Genomic DNA, 20461 nt, shown 5'->3' with positions numbered 1-20461 from the left:
TTGCCGACTTGTTGAGTTTTTTTATACACGGGAGAAAGCATGAGATTAAACCTGGAAGCGCTGCTGATTTTGGACGCGCTGGACCGGCACGGATCTTTCGCCGCCGCGGCCGCCGCACTGTTTAAAACCCCTTCGGCACTCAGCTATATGGTGCAGAAGCTGGAAAACGATCTCGACATCACCCTGCTGGACCGCTCCGGCCACCGGGCGAAGTTCACCGATACTGGCAAGCTGATGCTGGAAAAAGGGCGGGTGTTGCTGCGGGCGGCGCAGGATCTGGAGCAGCAGGCGCGCTACGTGGAGAACGGCTGGGAAAGCGAGATCACGCTCGGGATCGACGCCTCCTTCCCGTTTGCCCGCCTGTTGCCGCTGATCGACGAGTTCTATCTGCAGCATCATCATACCCGGCTGCGTTTCAGCCACGAGGTGCTGGCCGGCTCCTGGGAATCGCTGGTTTACGGCTGCGCCGACATTATCATCGGCGCCATCTGCGAGCCGCCGTCGCGGGTGGGTTATGCGTTCAGCCGCCTGGGGCAGTTGGATTACGTGTTCGCCGTCGCGCCACAGCATCCGCTGGCGGCGCTGCCGGAACCGTTGCCGAAGGATGAAATTCGTCAGCACCGGGCGGTGGTGGTGCGCGATACCTCGCGGGTCAACGCGCCGCAGAGCCTGAACCTGCTGGAAGAACAGGATACGCTGACGGTCTTCGGCTTCGACGCCAAGCTGCAGGCGCAGTTGGCCGGGCTGGGCTGCGGCTATCTGCCGCGTTCTCTGGCGGAACCTTACCTGAACAGCGGCGAACTGGTGGCGAAACGCGTGGAATCTGAGCGCTGCAGCGACGTTGCCTATTTCGGCTGGCGGGAAAGTGCCAGCGGTCTGGCGGCCAAGTGGTGGCGCGAGCGGCTGCAGCGTTACGCGGATGACGGCGAGGCTTACCCGGCGGCGCAGTGAGGGCCGCGCAATAAGGATAAATCCCCCCAATAAGGACATCGGGAATGAAAAAGACGCTAAGCCTGTTGGCGCTGTTGCTGCTGAGCGGCTGCGGCGCCGGGCATCAGGCCGGCATCCCGTTGCCGGAGCCGCAGGCTGAGACGCAGGCCACGGCGCCGCTCAGCTATCCGGTGCGGGTGCATAACGCGGTGAGCCGCGAGCTGCGTTTGCCTGAACGCGCGCGCGGCCAACGCTGCACCATCAGCATTCGGCTGCTGCCGGACGGCAAGCTGGCGAGCAGCAAGATCGTAAGAGGCGACGCGCCACTGTGCGCAGCGGCGAGCGCGGCGGTGCAGCGCGCGCAGTTTCCGCCGATGGCCAACGCCACCGAGTATGCGCTGTTCAACGCCGTGGTGCTCGATTTCGTTCCCTGAAGATGTGACCGACGGGCCGCCTGCGCGGCCCGTTTTTTCGCTTTTACGCGTACGCAACCCGCTGAATTTTCACTTAGCTTTGCCATTTTCGTTATTTTGAATGCCGCTACGGCTCACGGATACTGGGAGAAAATCTCTTACCGCGAGCCGCAGCATGTCCCACGCCCACTATTTGCACCCCGAACAGCGCGAACGAATCAGGCAGCTTTATCGGCGCCGGCATTGGCGGCTGGAGCTGCCCACCTGGGGGATCATGGCGGCGGTGTATGGCGGCTGGTTCGGCGTGGCGCTGGGCTGGCAAACGCTGGGCCCGTGGCTTGGCGCGCCGCTGCTGATCCTGCTGACCACCTGGTACATGTCGTTACAGCACGAGCTGATCCACGGCCATCCGACGCGCTGGCCGCGCGTCAATCAGCTGTTCGGCCTGTTGCCGCTGGCGGTGTGGTATCCCTACGGGCTGTATCGCGATTCGCATCTGCGCCACCACCGCAACGACCACCTGACCGATCCGCACGAAGATCCCGAAAGCTATTACTTCAGCGCCGCGCAGTGGCGGCGCTATCCCCGGCTGCTGCCGCTGCTGGCCGCCGTGCGCAATACGCTGATCGGCCGGGTGCTCCTCGGCCCGGCGCTGGATATCGCCGCGACCCTGGTCGGGGCGGTGAAAGCGCTTGCCGCCGGGGAGTGGCGCGTCTGGGCGAGGTGGTTGGTGCACCTGTCGCTGTTGGCGATGCTGCTCGACTGGCTGCAGGCGCAGGGTATCGGCGCGGCGTTTTACCTGCTGGCCATCAGCTACCCGGCGCTGGCGCTGACCAAGGTAAGATCGTTTTTTGAGCATCGCGCCGTGGACGCACCGCAGGCACGTTCTATTATTAATGAGGCGGGTTGGCCGTGGCGGCTGCTGTTTCTCAATCTGAACTACCATTTAGTGCATCACGATCTGCCCGGCCTGCCCTGGTATGGTTTGCGCGAAGTCTATCTGGCGGAGCGCGAGGCGTACCAGCGCCGCAGCCAGGGATTTGTCGCGCAAGGCTACGCCGAGTGGCTGCGTGATTACGCCCTGACGCCGATCGACGTCGGCGTGCATCCGTTGCGCGCCGGTGAACCGCAGGGGGAGGGCGATGCCCTGCCGACGGAAAAATTTATTGCGCGCTGGAAGCGCGTTTCTCAGGATTTTCCAACCTAACCGGCCCATGAGCCGGAAAACGTATAACCAGAGGAAAAGTATGGCAATCACCTTATCACGCGGACGTTCCTTTGCCGTCGCGCTGGCCCTGCTGGCCACCGGCGGTCTGGCGCAGGCGGCCGACTCGGTGCGCGTCGGCTCAAAGATCGATACCGAAGGTTCGCTGCTCGGCAACATCATCGTGCAGGTGCTGGAAGCCAACGGCATCCAGACCACCAACAAGCTGCAGCTCGGCACCACCAAGGTGCTGCGCGGCGCCATCACGTCCGGCGAGATCGACATCTACCCGGAATACACCGGCAACGGCGCGTTTTTCTTCTCCGATGAGAAAGATCCGGCGTGGAAGAACGCCCAGGCCGGCTTCGAGAAGGTGAAGCAACTCGACTACGACAAAAACAAAATCGTCTGGTTGGACGCGGCGCCGGCCAACAACACCTGGACCATCGCCATTCGCCAGGACGTGGCGGAGGCCAATCACCTGAAGACGCTGTCGGATCTCGGCAAGTGGATCAACGGCGGCGGCAAGTTCAAGCTGGCGGCCTCGGCGGAATTTATCGAGCGGCCGGATGCGCTGCCGGCGTTCCAGAATGCCTACGGCTTCAAGCTGAATCAGGATCAGCTGCTGTCCCTGGCCGGCGGCGATACGGCGGTGACCATCAAGGCGGCGGCGGAGCAGACCTCCGGCGTCAACGCGGCGATGGCCTACGGCACCGATGGCCCGGTGGCGGCGCTGGGGCTGCAGACGCTGGCGGATCCGAAAGGCGTACAGCCGATCTACGCGCCGGCGCCGATCGTGCGCGAAGCGGCCCTGAAGGCGCACGCCAATCTGCCTGAGCTGCTGAAGCCGGTGTTCGCCTCGCTGGACGGGCCGACGCTGCAAAAACTCAACGCGCAGATCGCCGTGGAAGGCCAGGACGCCAAACAGGTGGCGGCCGCTTACCTGAAAGAGAAAGGGTTTGTTAAGGGATAATGCCGAGGTGCCCCCTCTGCCGTCGGGAGAGGGGGTAAACCGAGGGAACCGGAGCGTTTCTTTGACTATCGCCGTAAAACATCGCGTCTTGTTGACGCTGTTCATGCTGTTGCTGCTGGCGGCGTTCGGCCTGCCGTTCCTCAGTTATGCCCCCAATCGCCTGTTGTCGGGCAAAAGCCTCTCCTTGTTCTCCCTGCTGCACGGCCCGGCGCTGTGGCTGCTGTTGCCGCTGGCGGCATTGGCGATCCTCAGCCTGTTGCCGCCGACGCGGGGACGGGCGCTGCTGGCGGCGCTGGCCGCCTGCGGGGTGCTGACGCTGGCCTTCTGGATCAGCGGGCAGGCCGCCGGGCGTCTGGCGCAGGAGGGATCGCGCCTGGCGCGCACCTCCTGGGGCAGCGGATGCTGGCTGACGATGGCGCTGAGCCTGCTGATCGCCGCCGACGCCATGGCGCGCATCACCGCGTCGCACCTGTGGCGCATGCTGGGCAACGCGCTGGTGCTGGTGCCGCCGGCGCTGCTGCTGTTCGGGCATCAGCTCGATCAGCTGTCGCTGCTGAAGGAGTACCACAATCGCCAGGAGGTGTTTGACGCCGCGCTGCTGCAGCACCTGACCATTCTGCTGGCGACGATGGCGCCGGCGCTGGCGATCGGCGTGCCGCTCGGGGTGCTGTGTTTTCGCTCCGAGCGCTGGCAGCGGCCGATTTTCTCCGCGCTGAACATTATCCAGACCGTGCCGTCCATTGCGCTGTTCGGCCTGCTGATCGCGCCGTTGGCGGGGCTGGCGACGGCGGTACCCTGGCTGGCGGAACACGGCGTCAGCGGCATCGGCATGGCGCCGGCGATCGTGGCGCTGGTGCTGTACGCGCTGTTGCCGCTGGTGCGCAGCGTGGTGGCGGGGCTGCAAAGCGTGCCGGCGGGGGTGATCGAATCCGCCACCGGCATGGGGCTGACGCGCGGGCAGATCTTCCTGCGCGTGCAGCTGCCGTTGGCGCTGCCGCTGTTCCTGACCGGCGTGCGCATTCTGGCGGTGCAAACCGTCGGCATGGCGGTGGTGGCGGCGCTGATCGGCGCCGGCGGCTTTGGCGCCATCGTCTTTCAGGGGCTGCTCAGCAGCGCGCTGGATCTGGTTCTGCTGGGGGTGATCCCGGTGGTCATGATGGCGGTCATCGTCGATTCGCTGTTTAAATTTTGGGTTTCAATCCTGGACGTATCGCGCCGATGATTCACTTTGAGCAAGTCAGCAAAATTTTTCAGGGCAAGCCGGCGGTAGACGATCTCACGCTGCACATCGCCGAGGGCGAATTCACCGTGTTGATCGGCACCTCGGGTTCCGGCAAGTCCACGACGTTAAAAATGATCAATCGCCTGATCGAGCACGATCGGGGCAAGATTCTCTTTGCCGGCGAAGAGATCCAGTCGTTCAAACCGCAGGATCTGCGGCGGCGCATGGGCTATGCGATCCAATCGATCGGCCTGTTTCCGCACTGGACGGTGGAGGAAAACATCGCCACCGTGCCGCAGCTGCTGAAATGGCCGCGCGCGCGCATTCGCGATCGGGTAACCGAACTGCTGGAGCTGTTGCATCTGGAGCCGGATCTGTTTCGCCGTCGCTATCCGCACCAGCTGTCCGGCGGGCAGCAGCAGCGGGTAGGGGTAGCGCGCGCGCTGGCCGCCGATCCCGAGGTGTTGCTGATGGACGAACCGTTCGGCGCGCTGGATCCGGTCACCCGCGCGGCGTTGCAGGCGGAGATCGCGCGCATCCATCAGCTCTCCGGCCGCACTATCGTGTTGGTGACGCACGACATCGACGAGGCGCTGGGCTTGGCGGATCGCCTGGTGCTGCTCGATCAGGGGCGGGTGGTGCAACAGGGCACGCCGCTGGCGCTGCTGACCGCGCCGGCCAATGACTTCGTGCGGGACTTCTTCGGGCGCAGCGATCGCGGCATCAAGCTGCTGTCGCTGGGAACGGTGGCGGAGCGAGTGCGGCCCGGCGCCGCCGAGGGCGAGCCGATCGCCGCCGCCATGAGCCTGCGGGAGGCGCTGTCGGTGTTTGTGGCGCGCGGCAGCGACTGCCTGCCGGTGGTGGATGAACGGGGCGAAGCGTTGGGGGTGTTGCACTTCAACGATCTGATCGCCGGGCAGGCGCTGTCATGAGCGGGCGCATCTGGCGCCTGCTGCGCGATCCGCTGCCCTGGACGCTGGCGCTGCTGTTGGCGCTGGTGTTCGGCATGGATCATCTGCGCGGCCTGTTCGCCGCCTGGTTCCCCGATCTGGAGCGGCCCATTTATCAGCAGGACAGCTTTATTGCGCTGGTGGGGGCGCACCTGTCGCTGGTGGCGATCTCCAGCCTGATCGCGGTGGCTCTCGGTGTGGCGGCCGGCGTGGCGGTAACCCGGCGCAGCGGCCGGGAGTTTCGTTCGCTGGTGGAAACGGTGGTGGCGGTGGGGCAGACCTTCCCGCCGGTAGCGGTGCTGGCGGTAGCGGTGCCGGTGATGGGCTTCAGCGAACAGCCGGCGATCATTGCGCTGGTGCTGTACGGCCTGCTGCCGATCCTGCAGGGCACGCTGGCGGGCATCGAATCGGTGCCGCCCGCCACGCGCGAGATTGCCCGCGGCGTGGGGATGAGCGCCTGGCAAATTCTGTGCCGGGTCGAATTGCCGCTGGCGGCGCCGGTGATCGTCGCCGGGATCCGCACGTCGGTGATCATTAACATCGGCACGGCGGCCATCGCTTCCACCGTCGGCACCAAGACCCTCGGCTCGCCGATCATCATAGGTCTGAGCGGCTTTAACACCGCCTATGTGATCCAGGGCGCGGCGGTGGTGGCATTGTTGGCTATTATCACCGATATGCTGTTCGAACGTTGGGTGCGTTATCTCACCGCCTGGCGTCAGCAGACGCTGGCGACCACTCCGGCGGGGTAAGGGGGAAATGATGCAGGTGTCTCTACCGATGTACGGCGTTGGCCGGGAGCAGGCCGAATCTTTCTGGCAGGTATTGCGCGACAAGCTGCTGCGCCTGGGGCTGCCGGCGGCGCCGGAGCGGCTCAGTTGGCCGGACGATTTGGCGCAGCACTGGCGGCGCGACGATCTGCTGCTCAGCCAAACCTGCGGTTATCCGTTGGTCAGCACTCTGCCGCAGGTGCAGCTGATCGGCACCTACCATTATCGGGTTGAGGGGTGCGACGGGCCGAATTACCGCAGCTGGCTGGTGGTGCGCGCGGGCGACCCCGGCGAACGGTTGGCGGATTTTCGCGGCCGGACGGTGGCCTATAACAGCACCGATTCCCAGTCCGGCTACAACGGCCTGCGCGCGCTGATCGCGCCGCTGGCGCAGGACGGGAAATTCTTTGGTGCGGCGATTGCCTCCGGCGCGCATTATCAGTCGCTGAAGCTGATCCGCAGCGGGCAGGCGGATATCGCCGCCATCGATTCAATCAGCATGGAACTGCTGCGCCGGGCGCAGCCGCAGGCACTGGAGGGGCTGAAAATCATCGGCCGCACGGCGGCGGTGCCCGGTCTGCCGCTGATCACCGCGGCGGGTACGCCGCCGGAACAGGTGGAAATCCTGCGCGCCGGCGCCCGGGCGATGCTGGATGAGGCGGTCAGCGACCGCCTGCTGATCGGCGATTTCAGCCTGGTGCCGCGTTCGGCCTACCAGATTATCACCGTGCTGGAACAGCAGGCCGCCGCGCAGGGCGTGACGGCGCTCTAGCCGCCGTTACAACAGGCCGCCGCCGTCGATGTCGATCGCGCTGCCGGTGACGAAGCCGTTCTCCAGCGCCAGCAGGTAACCCGCCGCGCGTCGGCCTGCATCAGGCGCAGCGCGTCGTTTTTCTCCCCGGCGTGGGGAAGGCGGCTATGGCGCGGTGAGGAACTGCTCGAAGTGCCTGGTCTGCCCGCATTGCTCGCAGGTGTCGGAAAGCGTCAGGCGGCTGCAGCGCTTTTTACAGCTGCGCTGCCAGCGCTGGCTGGACGATCACTTGGCCTGAAGGGTTTCGGTTTGCGCCGGCGTGGCGGCGGCATCCCCGGCAGGCGCGCTTTCTTCGTGCGGGGTGGTGGAACGGGTGTAGATGTTCAGCCCGGCGAGGAATACGCCGCCCAAAGAACCGAAGGCGCACAGGGCGATGACGATGACGAACGCTTTTTTCAGCATAGGAATAATTTCGCAGGTTGCTTGGAACAGCGGGAATTATAGCCCCTTCGCCGGGTGAAACAAGAATCGTTTTTAACGGCGGCCCGCAGACCGCCCTTTGCGATCGCTACCGTTCGCTGTCGATGGCCTGCACGCGGGCCGGGCGGGCGAACAGGTATTTTCCCAGCGTCACCAGCACCACCGCCGCCACGATGATCACCAGCGCCAGCCACTCGCGCGGCGCCAGCGATTCGCCGGCAAAGCCGATGCCGAGCAGCACCGCCACCACCGGGTTGACGTAGGCGTAGCTGGTGGCGACCGCCGGGCGCACGTTCTTCAACAAGAACATATAGGCGCTGATCGCCAGCATCGAGCCGAAGACGATCAGATAGCCCAGCGCCAGAAAGCCGCCGGTGCTCGGCATCTGAGTCAGACGCTCGCCGCTCAGCTGACTGGCTGCCAATAACACCACGCCGGCGACCAGCATTTCCGCCGCGCCGGCCATCGGCCCGGCCGGCAGCGAGATGCGCGATCCCAGTACCGACCCGAAGGCCCAGTTGGCCGACGCCAGCAAAATCAGCAGCGCGCCGGTCGGGTTGCCCACCAGGTTGTTGCCGGTGTTGAGCAGCACGATGCCCACCAGACCGAGCGCGATGCCGGCCCATTCCAGTTTGGTGTTGCGCATCCCCCACAGCAGGCTGAAGCAGAGGGTGAACAGCGGCACCGTCGCCACCATCACCGCGGCGATGCCGGACGGCACGTGTTGGTGCTCCGCCACCGTCACCAGGCCGTTGCCCACAGCCAGCAGCAGAATGCCGATGGCGCCGGCGGCCAGCCACTGCTTCGGCGTCGGCAGCGCATGGCCGCGCCAGGCCAGGAAACTGAACAGCAGGATACCGGCGATCAGGAAGCGAATGCCGGCCATCATCAGCGGCGGCCACTGCGCGACGCCGAGGCGAATGACGAAATAGGTGGAACCCCAAACGATATATAACGTGAACAACGCCCCGATCAACGGCAGGACGCTACGGCTTTGTTGGCTAAGCATAGGGATATGTTTTTGCAGGGGTGATTATTATTAGAGCGCTCAGTAAACCCGATCGGGCAACCGATAAGCAATGGCTTTCGGCATTATTTTTCCCGGCCGCCGCCCGCCGTTCAGCTGTCCCGCCGCTTCCACTGCAGCCAGCTGACGGCCGGCAGGTAAATCGACCAGCCGACGGCCAGCAGCAGCAGCATGAACTCCGGCGGCACGCCGGGCAGCAAGGCGTCCAGCTTCCAGGACACGGCGTAGGCGAAGGGGCCGACGGCGGCGCCCAGCACCGCCAGCGGCCAGGGGGCCGCTCTGACCACGTCCAGCAGCCAATACCACCAGCAGCCGAAGCCGATCCACAGCGCGATGGTCCAGAGCGGCAGGCCGTGTTGCCCGCTGTAGTGCAGCACGCCGCTGTAGCTCCACAACCCATCCATGCCGATACCGCCCAGGGCGGCCAGGGCCGCGCCTTTACGGCGGGCGGCCGGGGTAAAGATCAGCGCCAGCGCCGCGCCGGCCAGCAGGATGCCGTTGAGCCGATCGCGAGTCAGCAGCGCCAGCAGCCAGCAGACGCCCAGTCCCAGCGTCGCCAGCCAGAATCCGGCATGCGGCTTCTTCATCGTTCAACTCCCGTGGGGTTACTCTGCCGCTGCGCGCCAGGCGCCGACGGATTTGCCAGAGCGAGCGCGAGGCCCGCTGTTGGTCTGAATATGCGTTAATTCAACCTTAGAAGGGAAGGTGCGGGATGCACAAGCAGAATAATCTGTACCGGTTGAAAACGTGGGCAAAAACCGGCGTTACAGGAGCGAAATCCGGTAGGCGCAGCGGCGCGAGCCGGCCAGAATGTGTTCGGCGCGCTCCACCTGCGCCTGCAGCACTTCGGTGAAGATGCTCAGCTCCGCCCGGCAGAAGCCCTGGCAGACGGTGGCGGCGGCGCAGATCGGGCAGTGGTTTTCCACCAGCAGATAGGAACCGTCCTCCTCCTGACGCCATTCGGCCATATAGCCTTCGCGGCAGCGGATTTCGGTCAGGCGCGCCACGCGCTCCTGCAGATCGGCGGCGCCGATCATCGCCTGCTTGTAGTTGATGCGGTTTTCCTGCTCGCGGGTCTCGATCAGCACGTCGAGCGCCTGTTCGCCCAGCTTGTCGCGCACGGTGCGCAGCAGCTGCACCGTCAGATCCGCATGGGTGTCGGGAAAGCGCGCGTTGCCGGCCGAGGTCAAATGCCACAGCTGCACCGGGCGGCCTACGCCGCGCGTTTCCGCCACCGCTTCGACCAGTCCCTCTTTCGCCAGCTTGACGAACTGCTGGCGGGCCGCCTCACCGGTGGTGCCGAGCACCTTTCCTGCGTCAGAAGCTTGCTGCGGGCCGCGGGTTTTCAATAGCGTCAGCAAGCGGTCACTGACCGATTGTGCGGTGCCGCCGCTATTTTCCAAGTTTATTCTTGACATATTTCTCCGCCTCGCCCTAACTTATTCCAAGATAACTCTTGTTAAATTTAACGCAATCTTATGACCAACTCAATGCCATTCCTCTGAAAACAGGACGACAACCGTGATAACCCATGACGATAGCCGCTGGAGCGACCTTTTCTCCGGCAAAAATGCGGCCAGTGCGATCGCGCTTTCGCTCGGCGTGGCGCTGCATGCCATCAATATTCTGGTCGCCACCACCATTCTGCCCTCGGTGGTGCAGGATATCGGCGGTCTGGATCTCTACGCCTGGAACACCACGCTGTTCGTGGTGGCGTCGATCCTCGGTTCCGCGCTGTCGGCCCGGCTGCTCAGCGGCTACGGCGCGCGCAGCGCCTATCTGGTGGCTTCGCTGTTCTTCATCGCCGGGGCGGCGCTATGCGCGCTGGCGCCGAGCATGCCGGTGATGCTGATCGGCCGTACGGTGCAGGGCTTCGGCGGCGGGCTGATCTTTGCGCTCTCCTACGCGATGATCAACCTGGTGTTCGAGCAGCGATTGTGGCCGCGCGCCATGGCGCTCATCTCGGCGATGTGGGGCATCGCCACCCTGGTGGGGCCGGCGGTGGGCGGCATTTTCGCCGAGCTGAACGCCTGGCGTTGGGCCTTCGGCATTCTGCTGCCGATCATGGCGCTGTACGCCGCATTTACCTTCCTGATCCTGCCCAAGGGTAAAGCGCAGCAGGCGGCCGCGCCGTTGCCGACTGCGCAGCTGCTGTTGCTGACCGTGGCGGTGCTGGCGGTGTCCGCCGGCAGTCTGGCGCACAGCGCCTGGATCAACCTGGCGGGCATCGCGCTCTCGCTGGTGCTGATGGCCTGGCTGCTGAAGCGCGAAGCGCACTCGCGCGCCCGCCTGTTGCCGCACGGCGCGCTGCGGCGCGGCTCATCGCTGGCGGCGCTCTACATCACGACCGCGTTGCTGGTGATCGGCATGACCAGCGAGATCTTCGTGCCCTATTTTCTGCAGCTGCTGCACGGCCAGTCGCCGCTGATCTCCGGCTATATTGCCGCCGCCATGGCCGCCGGCTGGACGTTGTCCGAGATCCTCAGCTCCGGTTGGCGCGGGGCGGGCATTCGCCGGGCGATCGTCAGCGGGCCGCTGTTTGTGTTGGTGGGGCTGCTGGCGCTGGCGATCCTGATGCCGGTGCCGTCCGGCGGCCACTGGCAGGCGCTGGCGCCAATCGTCATTGCGCTGTTGCTGGTGGGGTTCGGCATCGGCTTCGGCTGGCCGCACCTGTTGACGCGCATTTTGCAGGTGGCGCCCGAAGCGGACAAAGATATCGCCGGCGCTTCGATTACCACGGTGCAGCTGTTCGCCACCGCATTCGGTGCGGCGCTGGCCGGGATGATCGCCAATCTGGCGGGACTGAACGATCCGGGTGGCGCGGCGGGCGCGGCGTCGGCGGCGCGTTGGCTGTTCCTGGCGTTCGCGCTGGCGCCGCTGCTGGCGGTATTCAGCGCCTGGCGCTGCGCGGCGATCGCGCCGCCGGGCGCCGAGACGGGCAATCTTGTACAAAACCCGCCCTCGCGCGAGTGCTAGAACGCTCCTCCTTCTTCGATGGTGTTTGCGGTGATAGTGGCGTTCTTGCTGCGCAGTATGCTGGCGGTGGTGTTGCTGAGCATGCTGATATTCATCGCGCTGCGCGGCATTTTTTAAAATCCGCTTGCCATATCTCTAATTTGAGATTATTTCTCTTATATGGGATTTCAAGGCGGAGTGTGAGCGATGGATAACGGTTTGGAGACTGCCGACCTGAGGTTGGCGCAGCGGCTGGCGGATTTGCGCCAGCAGCAGGGATGGTCGCTGGAAGAGTTGGCGCAGCGCACCGGCCTCAGCCGGGCGACGCTCTCGCGGGTGGAGCGCGCCGAAACCAGCCCGACGGCGTCGCTGCTGAACCGGCTGTGCGCCGCCTACGGGTTGACCATGTCGCGCCTGTTGAGCGAAATCGAAGACGAACCGCCGGAGCTGTTGCGGCCGCCGCAACAGCCGGTATGGGTCGATCGCGCCAGCGGTTTCCACCGTCGCTCCGTTTCTCCTCCCGCCGCGCTGTATAAGGCCGAGTTTATCGAAGCCCGGCTCGATGCCGGCGCGCAGATTGATTACGACCTGCCGTCGATACCGGCGCTGGAGCATCACCTCTGGTTGCTGTCCGGGCAGCTGGAATTGACGCTGGAAGGGCGCGTTTTCCGGCTGTCGCCTGGCGACTGCCTGCGCTACCGCCTGTTCGGCGCGTCCCGTTTCCATGTCCCCGGCGATGAGTCGGCTCATTACACGCTCGTTATCTGCAGGCCATAGCCATGATTGAATTGCAACAGTGGGGCGCCGACGCGGCGCAAAGCGCCGTGGCCGACTTGGCCGAGATGCTGCACGCCAGCGTGGCGCACGGCGCCAGCATCGGTTTTGTCATGCCGTTTACAGTGGAGCAGGCGCGGGCGTTTTGGCAGGGGTTGCTGCCGGCCCTGGCGCGGGGAGAGCGTGCGATGCTGGTGGCGCTGGCGAACGGTCGGCCGGTCGGCACCGTGCAGCTGTTGCTGGCGATGCCGGACAACGGCCGCCACCGGGCGGAAGTGGTCAAACTGATGGTGCACCCGCAGGCGCGGCGGCAGGGCGTCGCGCGGCTGTTGATGCAGGAAGTGCAGGCGCTGGCGGCGCGTCATCGCCGCAGCCTGTTGGTGCTGGATACCCTGAGCGGCAGCGCGGCGCAGGGGTTGTACCGCCAATTGGGGTTCGAGGCGGCGGGCGACATTCCGCATTACGCCCGCGCCAGCGACGGCGGGGCGTTGGAAGCCACCTGCTATATGTACAAACTGCTGTGAGGCTTAGCGCCCGCGCCAGGCTTTGATCGCCTGTTGGCGCACCTGCAGCTTCTGCTGCGGCGTCAGCTTGTTGTAGTCGCGGGCCAGTCCGCTTTCCCAATCGCCGTACAGCGGGTTGGGCAGCACGATGAATTCAGTGCCGAACTTGTTCTGGTTCTCGCTGACGAACGCCCGGCGCTGCGCGTTGTCCTGGTGGTAAGTCGCGGCGCCGAAGTCGTTCAGGTTGTCGCCCGCGTACACCACGATGTCGTAGCCGGCTTGTTTGATGGCGTCGAAGCGCGCCTGCTTATTGGAGGTATCGGTGCTGAGCAGCACGGTCTTTTCCGACATGCCGGTGAAACCGAGCTTCTGCATGTTGGCCACCGTGGCGGCGTATTCGCTCTGCTTGCGGTTCGACACGTAGAACATCGTCCCCTGATGGGCGTTGACGTAGCGGGCGAACGACACCGCGCCCGGCACCGCGCCGGCCTGTTCGGCCTGCGTCCATTTGGCCCAGGTGGCGCCGTCGTATGGCTGGCCCTGCTGCGCCTGCCAGCCGGAGTAGGCGCTGTTGTCCAGCATGGTTTCATCCAGATCGACCACCACCGCCTTTTTACGGCCCGGCGCGGCCCTGGCCTGATCGAAGGCGCGCTGCGCGCTGTTGAACGCCTGATGCGCCAGCGCGCGGTATTCGCCGGACTGTTGGAACCAGTTCACCGCCAGCACCGACTGATCCGCCAGCCGCTGCTGGGCCTGCGCGTCGGTGTGCGGCGGCTGCGCGCAACCGGCCAACGTCAGCAGCGCGACGCCAATCGCCGCGCCGAGGGTGAGTGTCCTTGCCTGTTTTCCTGCCATTGTTATCTCTCTCGGTTTTATTCTTGTGGGCTGTCCAGCAGCATATCCATCTCGAACTGGCGCAGGGGATCCTGCCGCCAGCCAAGATGCGTAAAGAAGGGGGCGGCCACCTCGGGCACAACGACGTTGGCAGTCAGCGGCAAAGGGGCGAACCTTGTTTGCAGGGCGGCCAGCAAGGCGCGCGCATGCCCCTGGCCGCGGTGCTGCGGCGGCACGTAGATCAGGCGCAGCCAGCAGTGCTCGGCGCCGGGCATCACCACGGCGTAGGCCTGACGATTGAGCGTATAGGCTTGCGGTTTGCCCGGCAGCTTGAACAGCGATTCGGGGGCGATCAGCCAGGGCAGATCGGTGGCGCCTTCCGCCGTCAGGCGATGGCTGACGGTCAGCGGATCGACCGCCTGCAGTTCTGCCGTGCCTGGCGGCGCTTCCGCCGGCGCCTGATGGCCGGTCAGGGTGCGCACGATGCGCAGCCCGGCGCGGTGGTACAGCGCCAGCGCGGCGTCGTTGCCTTCGATCACTTCCAGCGACAGCCGCCGGTCGCCGCGGTGGCGGGCGTCTGCCACCAGCCGCTGCATCAGCGTCTTGCCCAGGCCCTGGCCGCGCATCTCCGGGCGCACGGAAAAGGCCGCGACCCGGCTGTGCCGGCCGCGGCGGGCGATCAGCGCCACCGCCACCGGTTCATGGCGGTGGGTGACGATCAGGCTGTCGTTCAGGCTGAGATCTTCGGCGCCGAAACGGGCGGCGAAGGTCGGCCCGTCGACAACAAAGCGCACGATGTAGTTTTCAAAGCAGTGGCTGAGGATGTTCGCCAGTTCGTCGCTGCTGTAGCGCAGGGCGTTGTGGAAGTCGAAGCGTCCGTCGTTATGCATGGCTGATTTCGCTCGGGGAGAAAGCTATACATGTAGACCCGTTTTTTTTGCAAGGCAAGCGGGGGGATTGGACAGGGGGAAAATAAAAACAAAAAAGCCGGACGCAGCCGCCCGGCGAAATAAAACTCTGGGTATCAAGTGACGCTAAAGTTTGCAGTGGTGGTTATTCATTCATCACATCAGAACTGGTAGGTCAGGGCGACAACAACCACGTCGTCGTTTTTCAGACCCAGCTTGTTGTCGTCATCGAGCTGGTTGATTTTATATTCGACATAAGTGGACATGTTTTTGTTGAAGTAATAGGTTGCCGCTACGTCGAAATATTTCACCAGATCGACGTCGCCGATGCCTTCAATATCTTTGCCTTTCTGCTGAACGTAACCCAGCGATGGGCGCAGACCGAAGTCGAACTGATATTGCGCGACCAATTCAATCCCTTCCGCTTTATTGGCGAAGCCGCTAACGGAAGTGGCATTGTTATTGATGGTGGCGGTGCCGGAAATAGGCGCGATATTGCGGCTCTGCGAATAAGTCGCGGCCAGGTAGACGTTGTTGTTGTCGTATTTCAGACCACCGGCCCAGATATCGGCCTTGTCGCCTTTACCGAAGGTGCCCGCTTTTTGCGTGGTGGTGCGGTTGGAAGAGGCATAGGCGGCGCCCACGCTCAGGCCGTCGATGATTTCGTAGCTGGAGGAGAGGCCCCAGCCGTCGCCGTTCGCCTTGCTGGCGGAGCGGCCGTCGTTTTCGTTCTTGCCCTGGTACTGCACGGCAAATTTCAGGCCGTCGACCAGTCCGAAGAAGTTGTTATTGCGGTAGGTGGCGACGCCGTTGGTACGGCCGTTCATAAAGTTGTCGGTCTTGATATAAGCATCGTCGCCGAATTCAGGGATCATATCCGTCCAGGCGCCGACGTCGTAAATGATGCCGTAGTTGCGGCCGTAGTCGAAGGAACCGAGATCCTTATATTTCAGACCGGCGAAGCCCAGACGCGTTTTGGTGTCTTTAGTGCCGTCGGATTCCGTGTGGTTGGCGGCGATCTGATATTCCCACTGGCCGTAGCCGGTCAGCATATCGTTAATCTGAGTCGCGCCTTTAAAGCCGATACGCACGTAGGTTTTATCACCGTCGTTGCCGGCATCATCGGAGAAATAATGCAGGGCCTTTACACGACCGTAAAAATCGAGTTTGTTACCGTCTTTATTGTAGATTTCTGCTGCCTGTGCCGCTTGCGCAAGTAAAAGTGCCGGAATAATAACGGCCAGAAGATTACGTTTCATGGGTTACCCTGCTTTATTCGATTGAAAGACGCTTATCATCAGTTGCATTGCTGTTTTACTGTGCCGCCTGATTGTTGGCGGCGGAGAATTTTTACCGTAGTAATGTGATCTATTTATGACAAAAAATTCATTTTCATGTCGAACGATTAAAAAAGTCGCGTAAAGAGTGAATTTTTTCTTCGGCCGACGGTCGGCGGCTGGTCTACAGTTATCGATACCTTGTTCCGCTGCGGGAGGAATCATGCACGATACTTATACTTTGTTCGGCACGCAGGGCTGCGGCTCGACGATCGTGGCCGCCGCGTTGGTGTTGACCGCTTTCCCCTGGGGCTATGAGGAGGTGGACTACACGCAGGACGGCCCGGAGCGCGATCGCCTGCTGGCGCTGAACCCGTTGGGCCAGGTGCCCACCTTAGTGTTGCCCAATGACGAAGTGATGACGGAGAGTGCGGCGATCATTCTGTTGCTGCACGATCGCGCGCCGCACGCCGAACTGGCGCCGCCCGGCGGCTCGCCGCTGTTGCCGCGTTTTCTGCGCTGGCTGCTGTTCATCAACGCGGAGATTTACCCCACCTTCACCTATGCCGACCATCCGCAGCGCTGGCAGCCGCAGGCGGCGGGGGCGGAACAGCTGAAAAACGCGGTAATGGATTATCGCGAGCGCTTATTGCGGCAGCTGAACGCCGCCGCCGGCGCTGCGGGCCCGTGGTTTCTCGGCAAGAGCTTCAGCGCGTTGGATCTGTACGTGGCGGTGATGTGCAACTGGCGGCCGGGCCGCGCGTGGTTCCGGCAACACTGCCCGCGGCTGTACGCCATCGCAGAGCGGGTGGAACAGCGGCCGGAGCTGAATGCGTTGCTGAGCGCCCATTTCGACGGTGTTGCCCCGTTGGAATCGTGATGCCTCCCCGCCGCCCGGCGGGGAACCCTCCCGTTTTTCTGAACCGAGACTGCTGAAAATCCCGATTTTCACTCGCTGCGGCGGCGGGTAGCGTAAGGCTATCTGCAACTGACAGGAGAGTGTGATGCCATCAGAATCCCAGGCCGGGCAGCAGGCGTTCGGCGATATTGCCCCCAAGCTGGCGCAGCTCAGCGACAGCGTCTTGTTTGACGATATTTGGCAGCGGCCGGCGCTGAGCCCGCGCGAGCGAAGCCTGATTACCGTCGCCGCGCTGGTGGCGCTCAACCGCGTGGAACAGCTGCCGTTTCACCTGCAGCTGGCGCAGCGCAACGGCGTGACGCGCCAGCAGCTGGCCGAGCTCATCACCCATCTGGCGTTCTACGCCGGCTGGCCCGCGGCGGCATCGGCCGTGGCGCGCCTGCGCGAGCTGGAACAGGAGGCCAATCATGCCGTTTAGCCGCATCGCCCTGCATCAGGGCAAATCCGCCGACTATCTGCAAACCTTGTCCGACAGCCTGCATCAGGCGCTGGTGGAGGCCTTTGAGGTGCCGCCGACGGATAAATTTCAGGTGATCGATCAATACCGCCCCGGTGAGCTTATTTACGATCGCGACTATCTCGGCGGGCCGCGCAGCGCGGATTTCGTGCTGTTTTACATCACCGCCGGGCGGCCGCGCGACACCGACACCAAGCGGCGCTTCTACGGGCGGCTGGCGGCGCTGCTGGCGGAAAACCTGCGGCTGCGCCCCGAGGATGTGATGGTGGTGATCACCACCACCCAGTTGGACGAGTGGTCGTTCAGCGCCGGGCGCGCCTCGATGATCGATCCGCAGGCGTAACTCGGGCTGACGCCGCGGGCGGTCTGTGGGACAATGGCGCCATCATTTCGTTTAGATAAGAGTTGAATGGCGCTCTCCTCCGCAGTTAAAGATCAGATTGGCCAGTGGTACAAAGCCCTGCAGCAGCAAATACCGGATTTCATTTCCCGTGCGCCCCAGCGCCAGATGATCGCCGAGGTGGCGAAGACGCTGGCCGGCGACTACCCGCGCCATCTGGCGATCGAGGCGCCGACCGGCGTCGGCAAAACGCTGTCTTACCTGATCCCGGGCATCGCCGTCGGGCGGGCGGAGAGCAAACCGCTGGTGGTCAGCACCGCCAACGTGGCGCTGCAGGACCAGATCTACAGCAAGGATTTGCCGCTGCTGAAGAAGATTATCCCCGATCTGAAATTTACCGGCGCCTTTGGCCGCGGGCGTTACGTGTGCCCGCGCAATCTGGCGGCGATGAGCACCGACGTTAGCCAACAGGGCGATCTGACGCTGTTCCTCGACGACGAGCTGGCGCCGTCCAGTGGCGAAGAGCAGGCGCTGTGCCAGAAGCTGACCAAGGCGCTGGCCCGCTTCGAGTGGGACGGGCTGCGCGATCACTATCAGCAGAGCATCGACGATCCGCTGTGGGCCAAGCTGAGCACCGACAAGGCCAACTGCCTGGGGCGCAACTGCCACTACATTCGCGAATGCCCGTTCTATATCGCCCGCAAAGAGATCGAGAGCGCCGACGTGGTGGTGGCCAACCACGCCCTGGTGATGGCGGCGCTGGAGACGGAATCGGTGCTGCCGAACCCGAAAGAGCTGCTGCTGGTGCTGGACGAAGGCCACCATTTGCCGGAGGTGGCGCGCGACGCGCTGGAGATCGACGGGGAAATCACCGCGCTGTCGACCAACCTGCAGCTGGACATGATCGTGCGCCAGGTCGAGCAGTGTATGACGCAGTACCGGCCGAAGAATCCGCCGGGGCTGGCCAACAGCGAGCGGCTGAAAAACCATTGCGAGGAGCTGCGCGAGCTGGTGCAGATCTTCGAGCATCAGGTCAGCGCCTATCTGCCCGGCGACAGCGTGGCGGCCGAGCACCGTTTTGAAATGGGCGAGCTGCCGGCGGAGATGGTGGAGAGCTGCGCGCGGTTGTTTAAACTGACCGACGCGCTGCGCGGGCTGGCGGAGTTCGTGCTTAACGATCTCACCGAGCAGACCGGCAAGCATGACATCGTGCGCCTGCACCGGTCGATCATTCAGATGAGCCGCACGCTGGGTTATCTGGAGGCGATGAGCAAGCTGTGGCGGCTGGCGGCGCTCGACAAATCCTCCAACGCGCCGATCTCCAAATGGGTCACGCGCGAGCTGCGCGATAACGTCACTCATCTTTACCTGCACTGCGTCGGCATCCGCGTCAGCGACCAGCTGGAGAAGCTGCTGTGGCGCAAGGTGCCGCACGTGGTGGTCACCTCGGCCACGCTGCGTTCGCTGAACAGCTTCGCGCGTTTGCAGGAGATGAGCGGGCTGAGCGAGAAGGCCGGCGATCGTTTCGAAACGCTCTCTTCGCCGTTCAATCACGTCGAACAGGGCAAGATTGTCATTCCGCAGATGCGCTACGAACCGGCGCTCGCCAACGAGGCGGAGCACCTTGAGGAGATGGCGCGATGTTTCCGCGCTGAGCAGGCGAGCGGCAAACACAAAGGCATGCTGATCCTGTTCAGCAGCCACCGGGCGATGCAGACTTTCCTCAGCTACGTGACCGATCTGCGGCTGATGCTGCTGGTGCAGGGCGACCAGCCGCGCTACCGGCTGGTGGAAGAGCACCGCAAGCGGGTGGAGAAGGGCGTCGCCAGCGTGCTGGTGGGGCTGCAATCGTTCGCCGAAGGGCTGGATCTGAAAGGCGAGCTGCTGACCCAGGTACACATTCACAAAATTGCGTTCCCGCCGATCGACAGCCCGGTGATCATTACCGAAGGCGAGTGGCTGAAATCGCTGAAGCGCTATCCGTTCGAAGTGCAGAGCCTGCCGAGCGCCTCGTTCAACCTGATCCAGCAGGTCGGCCGCCTGATCCGCAGCAACCAATGCTACGGCGAGATCGTGATCTACGATCGCCGGCTGTTGACCAAAAACTACGGTTCGCGGCTGTTGGCGTCGCTGCCGGTGTTCCCGATCGAACAGCGCGCGGTGCCGGAGGCCGACAAGGCGCATCTGGCGGCGCTGAAATCCGCCGCCGACGCGGCCAAAAAAGAGAAGAAGCGCGGCAACCCGTTCGCCCGCAAGCGGCGGCGTTAATCAGAGCAGCGGCGGCAGGCGGCGTTTAACCGGCGTGGTTTTCACGATCGAGGTGTTGCTCTGCGCATGCTCGGCCAGCCGATCGAGGGTGTGGTCGAGCTGCGCCATCGAGTGCGCCACCAGCCGCACGATAAAGCAGTCTTCGCCGGTCACCTTATCGCATTCGACCACTTCCGGTATCGCCTGAATCAGCTGCTCGACCTTCTTCAGCATGCCCGGCAGCGGCTTGATGCGCACCAGCGACTCGAAGGCGTAGCCCACCGCCTGCAGATTGACGTTCAGGGTATAGCCCTGGATCACGCCGCTTTCCTCCAGCCGCCGCAGCCTTTCCGACGTGCTCGGCGACGACAGCCCCACCTGCGCGCTCAGCGTCTTCAACGACGCGCGCGCGTCCTGCGCCAAAAGAGTCAGGATCTGGCGATCGATATCATCCATAACGCCTCCGTTAGGTATTTTCTTTATTATAACTACGAGAAAAAGGCAGTTAAGCATATCTGCCTTTTTTA

23 protein-coding genes and 1 pseudogene are annotated in these 20461 nt (G+C 63.8%); 15 read left to right on the top strand and 9 right to left on the bottom strand.

The annotated features are described in order from the left end of the window. Positions 1-39: 39 nt before the first annotated feature. From ACJ8MK_RS04005 to ACJ8MK_RS03970, 8 genes are all read left to right on the top strand, one after another. Positions 40-951, top strand: a complete 912-nt coding sequence (locus ACJ8MK_RS04005) for a LysR substrate-binding domain-containing protein (protein ID WP_041034072.1) — start codon at positions 40-42, stop codon at positions 949-951. A 44-nt stretch (positions 952-995) separates the two neighbouring features. Then, positions 996-1364, top strand: coding sequence for a cell envelope integrity protein TolA (locus ACJ8MK_RS04000; RefSeq protein ID WP_442517516.1), 369 nt, complete (start codon positions 996-998; stop codon positions 1362-1364). 154 nt (positions 1365-1518) lie between these two features. Then, positions 1519-2550, top strand: coding sequence for a fatty acid desaturase (locus ACJ8MK_RS03995; protein WP_060428992.1), 1032 nt, complete (start codon positions 1519-1521; stop codon positions 2548-2550). Positions 2551-2590: 40 nt separating this feature from the next. After that, on the top strand, positions 2591-3520 hold the full coding sequence (osmF, locus tag ACJ8MK_RS03990; RefSeq protein ID WP_033637621.1) for a glycine betaine ABC transporter substrate-binding protein OsmF: 930 nt from the start codon (positions 2591-2593) through the stop codon (positions 3518-3520). A gap of 61 nt (positions 3521-3581) precedes the next feature. Next, on the top strand, positions 3582-4742 hold the full coding sequence (locus ACJ8MK_RS03985; RefSeq protein ID WP_033637622.1) for an ABC transporter permease: 1161 nt from the start codon (positions 3582-3584) through the stop codon (positions 4740-4742). Continuing rightward, positions 4739-5674, top strand: a complete 936-nt coding sequence (locus tag ACJ8MK_RS03980) for an ABC transporter ATP-binding protein (protein WP_033637623.1) — start codon at positions 4739-4741, stop codon at positions 5672-5674. Before ACJ8MK_RS03985 ends, ACJ8MK_RS03980 begins: the two co-directional genes overlap by 4 nt. Then, positions 5671-6444, top strand: a complete 774-nt coding sequence (locus tag ACJ8MK_RS03975; protein WP_197772022.1) for an ABC transporter permease — start codon at positions 5671-5673, stop codon at positions 6442-6444. The genes ACJ8MK_RS03980 and ACJ8MK_RS03975 overlap by 4 nt, the downstream gene beginning before the upstream one ends. A gap of 28 nt (positions 6445-6472) precedes the next feature. Then, positions 6473-7234 carry a phosphate/phosphite/phosphonate ABC transporter substrate-binding protein gene (locus ACJ8MK_RS03970; RefSeq protein ID WP_103772519.1) on the top strand — a complete coding sequence of 254 codons (762 nt, stop codon included), beginning with the start codon at positions 6473-6475 and terminating at the stop codon, positions 7232-7234. A 6-nt stretch (positions 7235-7240) separates the two neighbouring features. Here the strand turns inward: ACJ8MK_RS03970 and ACJ8MK_RS03965 are convergent. The 5 genes and pseudogenes from ACJ8MK_RS03965 to ACJ8MK_RS03945 form a co-directional block, all read right to left on the bottom strand. Beyond that, positions 7241-7321, bottom strand: a pseudogene (locus ACJ8MK_RS03965) (SDR family oxidoreductase); the annotation flags it as partial. Positions 7322-7498: 177 nt separating this feature from the next. Continuing rightward, positions 7499-7675, bottom strand: coding sequence for a hypothetical protein (locus ACJ8MK_RS03960; RefSeq protein WP_016928550.1), 177 nt, complete (start codon positions 7673-7675; stop codon positions 7499-7501). Between the two features lie 106 nt (positions 7676-7781). After that, positions 7782-8702: a drug/metabolite exporter YedA gene (gene yedA, locus ACJ8MK_RS03955; RefSeq protein ID WP_442517515.1), complete on the bottom strand. Its 921-nt coding sequence runs from the start codon at positions 8700-8702 to the stop codon at positions 7782-7784. Between the two features lie 110 nt (positions 8703-8812). Beyond that, positions 8813-9307 carry a DUF2878 domain-containing protein gene (locus ACJ8MK_RS03950; protein ID WP_033637629.1) on the bottom strand — a complete coding sequence of 165 codons (495 nt, stop codon included), beginning with the start codon at positions 9305-9307 and terminating at the stop codon, positions 8813-8815. A 177-nt stretch (positions 9308-9484) separates the two neighbouring features. Beyond that, a complete protein-coding gene (locus ACJ8MK_RS03945) occupies positions 9485-10138 on the bottom strand; it encodes a helix-turn-helix transcriptional regulator (RefSeq protein ID WP_033637630.1) in 654 nt (217 codons plus the stop codon). Between the two features lie 103 nt (positions 10139-10241). Between ACJ8MK_RS03945 and ACJ8MK_RS03940 the strand changes: the two genes are divergently transcribed. From ACJ8MK_RS03940 to ACJ8MK_RS03930, 3 genes are all read left to right on the top strand, one after another. Continuing rightward, entirely contained in the window at positions 10242-11696 is a 1455-nt protein-coding gene (locus ACJ8MK_RS03940; protein WP_033646916.1) for an MFS transporter, read from the top strand. Positions 11697-11882: 186 nt separating this feature from the next. Next, positions 11883-12452 (top strand): helix-turn-helix domain-containing protein, encoded by a 570-nt coding sequence (locus ACJ8MK_RS03935; protein WP_060429744.1) that lies wholly within the window; start codon positions 11883-11885, stop codon positions 12450-12452. Between the two features lie 2 nt (positions 12453-12454). Next, on the top strand, positions 12455-12973 hold the full coding sequence (locus tag ACJ8MK_RS03930) for a GNAT family N-acetyltransferase (RefSeq protein ID WP_085286365.1): 519 nt from the start codon (positions 12455-12457) through the stop codon (positions 12971-12973). Positions 12974-12976: 3 nt separating this feature from the next. Here the strand turns inward: ACJ8MK_RS03930 and ACJ8MK_RS03925 are convergent, their stop codons facing one another. From ACJ8MK_RS03925 to ompC, 3 genes are all read right to left on the bottom strand, one after another. Further along, positions 12977-13807 carry a 5'-nucleotidase, lipoprotein e(P4) family gene (locus ACJ8MK_RS03925; protein WP_049233841.1) on the bottom strand — a complete coding sequence of 277 codons (831 nt, stop codon included), beginning with the start codon at positions 13805-13807 and terminating at the stop codon, positions 12977-12979. Positions 13808-13824: 17 nt separating this feature from the next. Continuing rightward, positions 13825-14676 (bottom strand): GNAT family N-acetyltransferase, encoded by an 852-nt coding sequence (locus ACJ8MK_RS03920; protein ID WP_033653416.1) that lies wholly within the window; start codon positions 14674-14676, stop codon positions 13825-13827. 179 nt (positions 14677-14855) lie between these two features. Further along, a complete protein-coding gene (ompC, locus tag ACJ8MK_RS03915; RefSeq protein ID WP_033646909.1) occupies positions 14856-15953 on the bottom strand; it encodes a porin OmpC in 1098 nt (365 codons plus the stop codon). Between the two features lie 241 nt (positions 15954-16194). Here ompC and ACJ8MK_RS03910 point away from each other — a divergent pair, with 241 nt between their 5' ends. From ACJ8MK_RS03910 to dinG, 4 genes are all read left to right on the top strand, one after another. Further along, positions 16195-16851: a glutathione S-transferase family protein gene (locus ACJ8MK_RS03910; protein WP_041034091.1), complete on the top strand. Its 657-nt coding sequence runs from the start codon at positions 16195-16197 to the stop codon at positions 16849-16851. Positions 16852-16975: 124 nt separating this feature from the next. Continuing rightward, a complete protein-coding gene (locus tag ACJ8MK_RS03905) occupies positions 16976-17308 on the top strand; it encodes a carboxymuconolactone decarboxylase family protein (protein WP_164037354.1) in 333 nt (110 codons plus the stop codon). Continuing rightward, the gene (locus ACJ8MK_RS03900) at positions 17298-17690 is read left to right on the top strand and encodes a tautomerase family protein (protein ID WP_033646903.1); all 393 of its coding nucleotides are present in this window, start codon (positions 17298-17300) and stop codon (positions 17688-17690) included. Before ACJ8MK_RS03905 ends, ACJ8MK_RS03900 begins: the two co-directional genes overlap by 11 nt. 66 nt (positions 17691-17756) lie before the next feature. Continuing rightward, positions 17757-19955: an ATP-dependent DNA helicase DinG gene (gene dinG / locus ACJ8MK_RS03895; RefSeq protein WP_033637643.1), complete on the top strand. Its 2199-nt coding sequence runs from the start codon at positions 17757-17759 to the stop codon at positions 19953-19955. On the opposite strand, the gene ACJ8MK_RS03890 is transcribed toward dinG, so the two are convergent. Next, entirely contained in the window at positions 19956-20390 is a 435-nt protein-coding gene (locus tag ACJ8MK_RS03890) for an Lrp/AsnC family transcriptional regulator (RefSeq protein WP_033646897.1), read from the bottom strand. It lies immediately after the preceding gene. Between the last annotated feature and the right edge of the window lie 71 nt (positions 20391-20461).

It is taken from the genome of Serratia sp. CY38905, assembly GCF_052168875.1.
GTDB lineage: Bacteria > Pseudomonadota > Gammaproteobacteria > Enterobacterales > Enterobacteriaceae > Serratia > Serratia sarumanii.
The sequence above is the reverse complement of the archived record's forward strand: the minus strand, read 5'-3'. Positions and strand labels throughout refer to the sequence as shown.

Coding starts and splice junctions, on each gene's coding strand:
- ACJ8MK_RS03995 (WP_060428992.1), top strand. CDS start 1,519: ATGTCCCACGCCCACTATTTGCACCCCGAACAGCGCGAACGAATCAGG.
- ACJ8MK_RS03920 (WP_033653416.1), bottom strand. CDS start 14,676: ATGCATAACGACGGACGCTTCGACTTCCACAACGCCCTGCGCTACAGC.
- ACJ8MK_RS04005 (WP_041034072.1), top strand. CDS start 40: ATGAGATTAAACCTGGAAGCGCTGCTGATTTTGGACGCGCTGGACCGG.
- ACJ8MK_RS03960 (WP_016928550.1), bottom strand. CDS start 7,675: ATGCTGAAAAAAGCGTTCGTCATCGTCATCGCCCTGTGCGCCTTCGGT.
- yedA (WP_442517515.1), bottom strand. CDS start 8,702: ATGCTTAGCCAACAAAGCCGTAGCGTCCTGCCGTTGATCGGGGCGTTG.
- ACJ8MK_RS03945 (WP_033637630.1), bottom strand. CDS start 10,138: ATGTCAAGAATAAACTTGGAAAATAGCGGCGGCACCGCACAATCGGTC.
- ompC (WP_033646909.1), bottom strand. CDS start 15,953: ATGAAACGTAATCTTCTGGCCGTTATTATTCCGGCACTTTTACTTGCG.
- ACJ8MK_RS03905 (WP_164037354.1), top strand. CDS start 16,976: ATGCCATCAGAATCCCAGGCCGGGCAGCAGGCGTTCGGCGATATTGCC.
- ACJ8MK_RS03950 (WP_033637629.1), bottom strand. CDS start 9,307: ATGAAGAAGCCGCATGCCGGATTCTGGCTGGCGACGCTGGGACTGGGC.
- ACJ8MK_RS03900 (WP_033646903.1), top strand. CDS start 17,298: ATGCCGTTTAGCCGCATCGCCCTGCATCAGGGCAAATCCGCCGACTAT.
- osmF (WP_033637621.1), top strand. CDS start 2,591: ATGGCAATCACCTTATCACGCGGACGTTCCTTTGCCGTCGCGCTGGCC.
- ACJ8MK_RS03980 (WP_033637623.1), top strand. CDS start 4,739: ATGATTCACTTTGAGCAAGTCAGCAAAATTTTTCAGGGCAAGCCGGCG.
- dinG (WP_033637643.1), top strand. CDS start 17,757: ATGGCGCTCTCCTCCGCAGTTAAAGATCAGATTGGCCAGTGGTACAAA.
- ACJ8MK_RS03970 (WP_103772519.1), top strand. CDS start 6,473: ATGTACGGCGTTGGCCGGGAGCAGGCCGAATCTTTCTGGCAGGTATTG.
- ACJ8MK_RS03925 (WP_049233841.1), bottom strand. CDS start 13,807: ATGGCAGGAAAACAGGCAAGGACACTCACCCTCGGCGCGGCGATTGGC.
- ACJ8MK_RS03890 (WP_033646897.1), bottom strand. CDS start 20,390: ATGGATGATATCGATCGCCAGATCCTGACTCTTTTGGCGCAGGACGCG.
- ACJ8MK_RS03930 (WP_085286365.1), top strand. CDS start 12,455: ATGATTGAATTGCAACAGTGGGGCGCCGACGCGGCGCAAAGCGCCGTG.
- ACJ8MK_RS03975 (WP_197772022.1), top strand. CDS start 5,671: ATGAGCGGGCGCATCTGGCGCCTGCTGCGCGATCCGCTGCCCTGGACG.
- ACJ8MK_RS04000 (WP_442517516.1), top strand. CDS start 996: ATGAAAAAGACGCTAAGCCTGTTGGCGCTGTTGCTGCTGAGCGGCTGC.
- ACJ8MK_RS03935 (WP_060429744.1), top strand. CDS start 11,883: ATGGATAACGGTTTGGAGACTGCCGACCTGAGGTTGGCGCAGCGGCTG.
- ACJ8MK_RS03910 (WP_041034091.1), top strand. CDS start 16,195: ATGCACGATACTTATACTTTGTTCGGCACGCAGGGCTGCGGCTCGACG.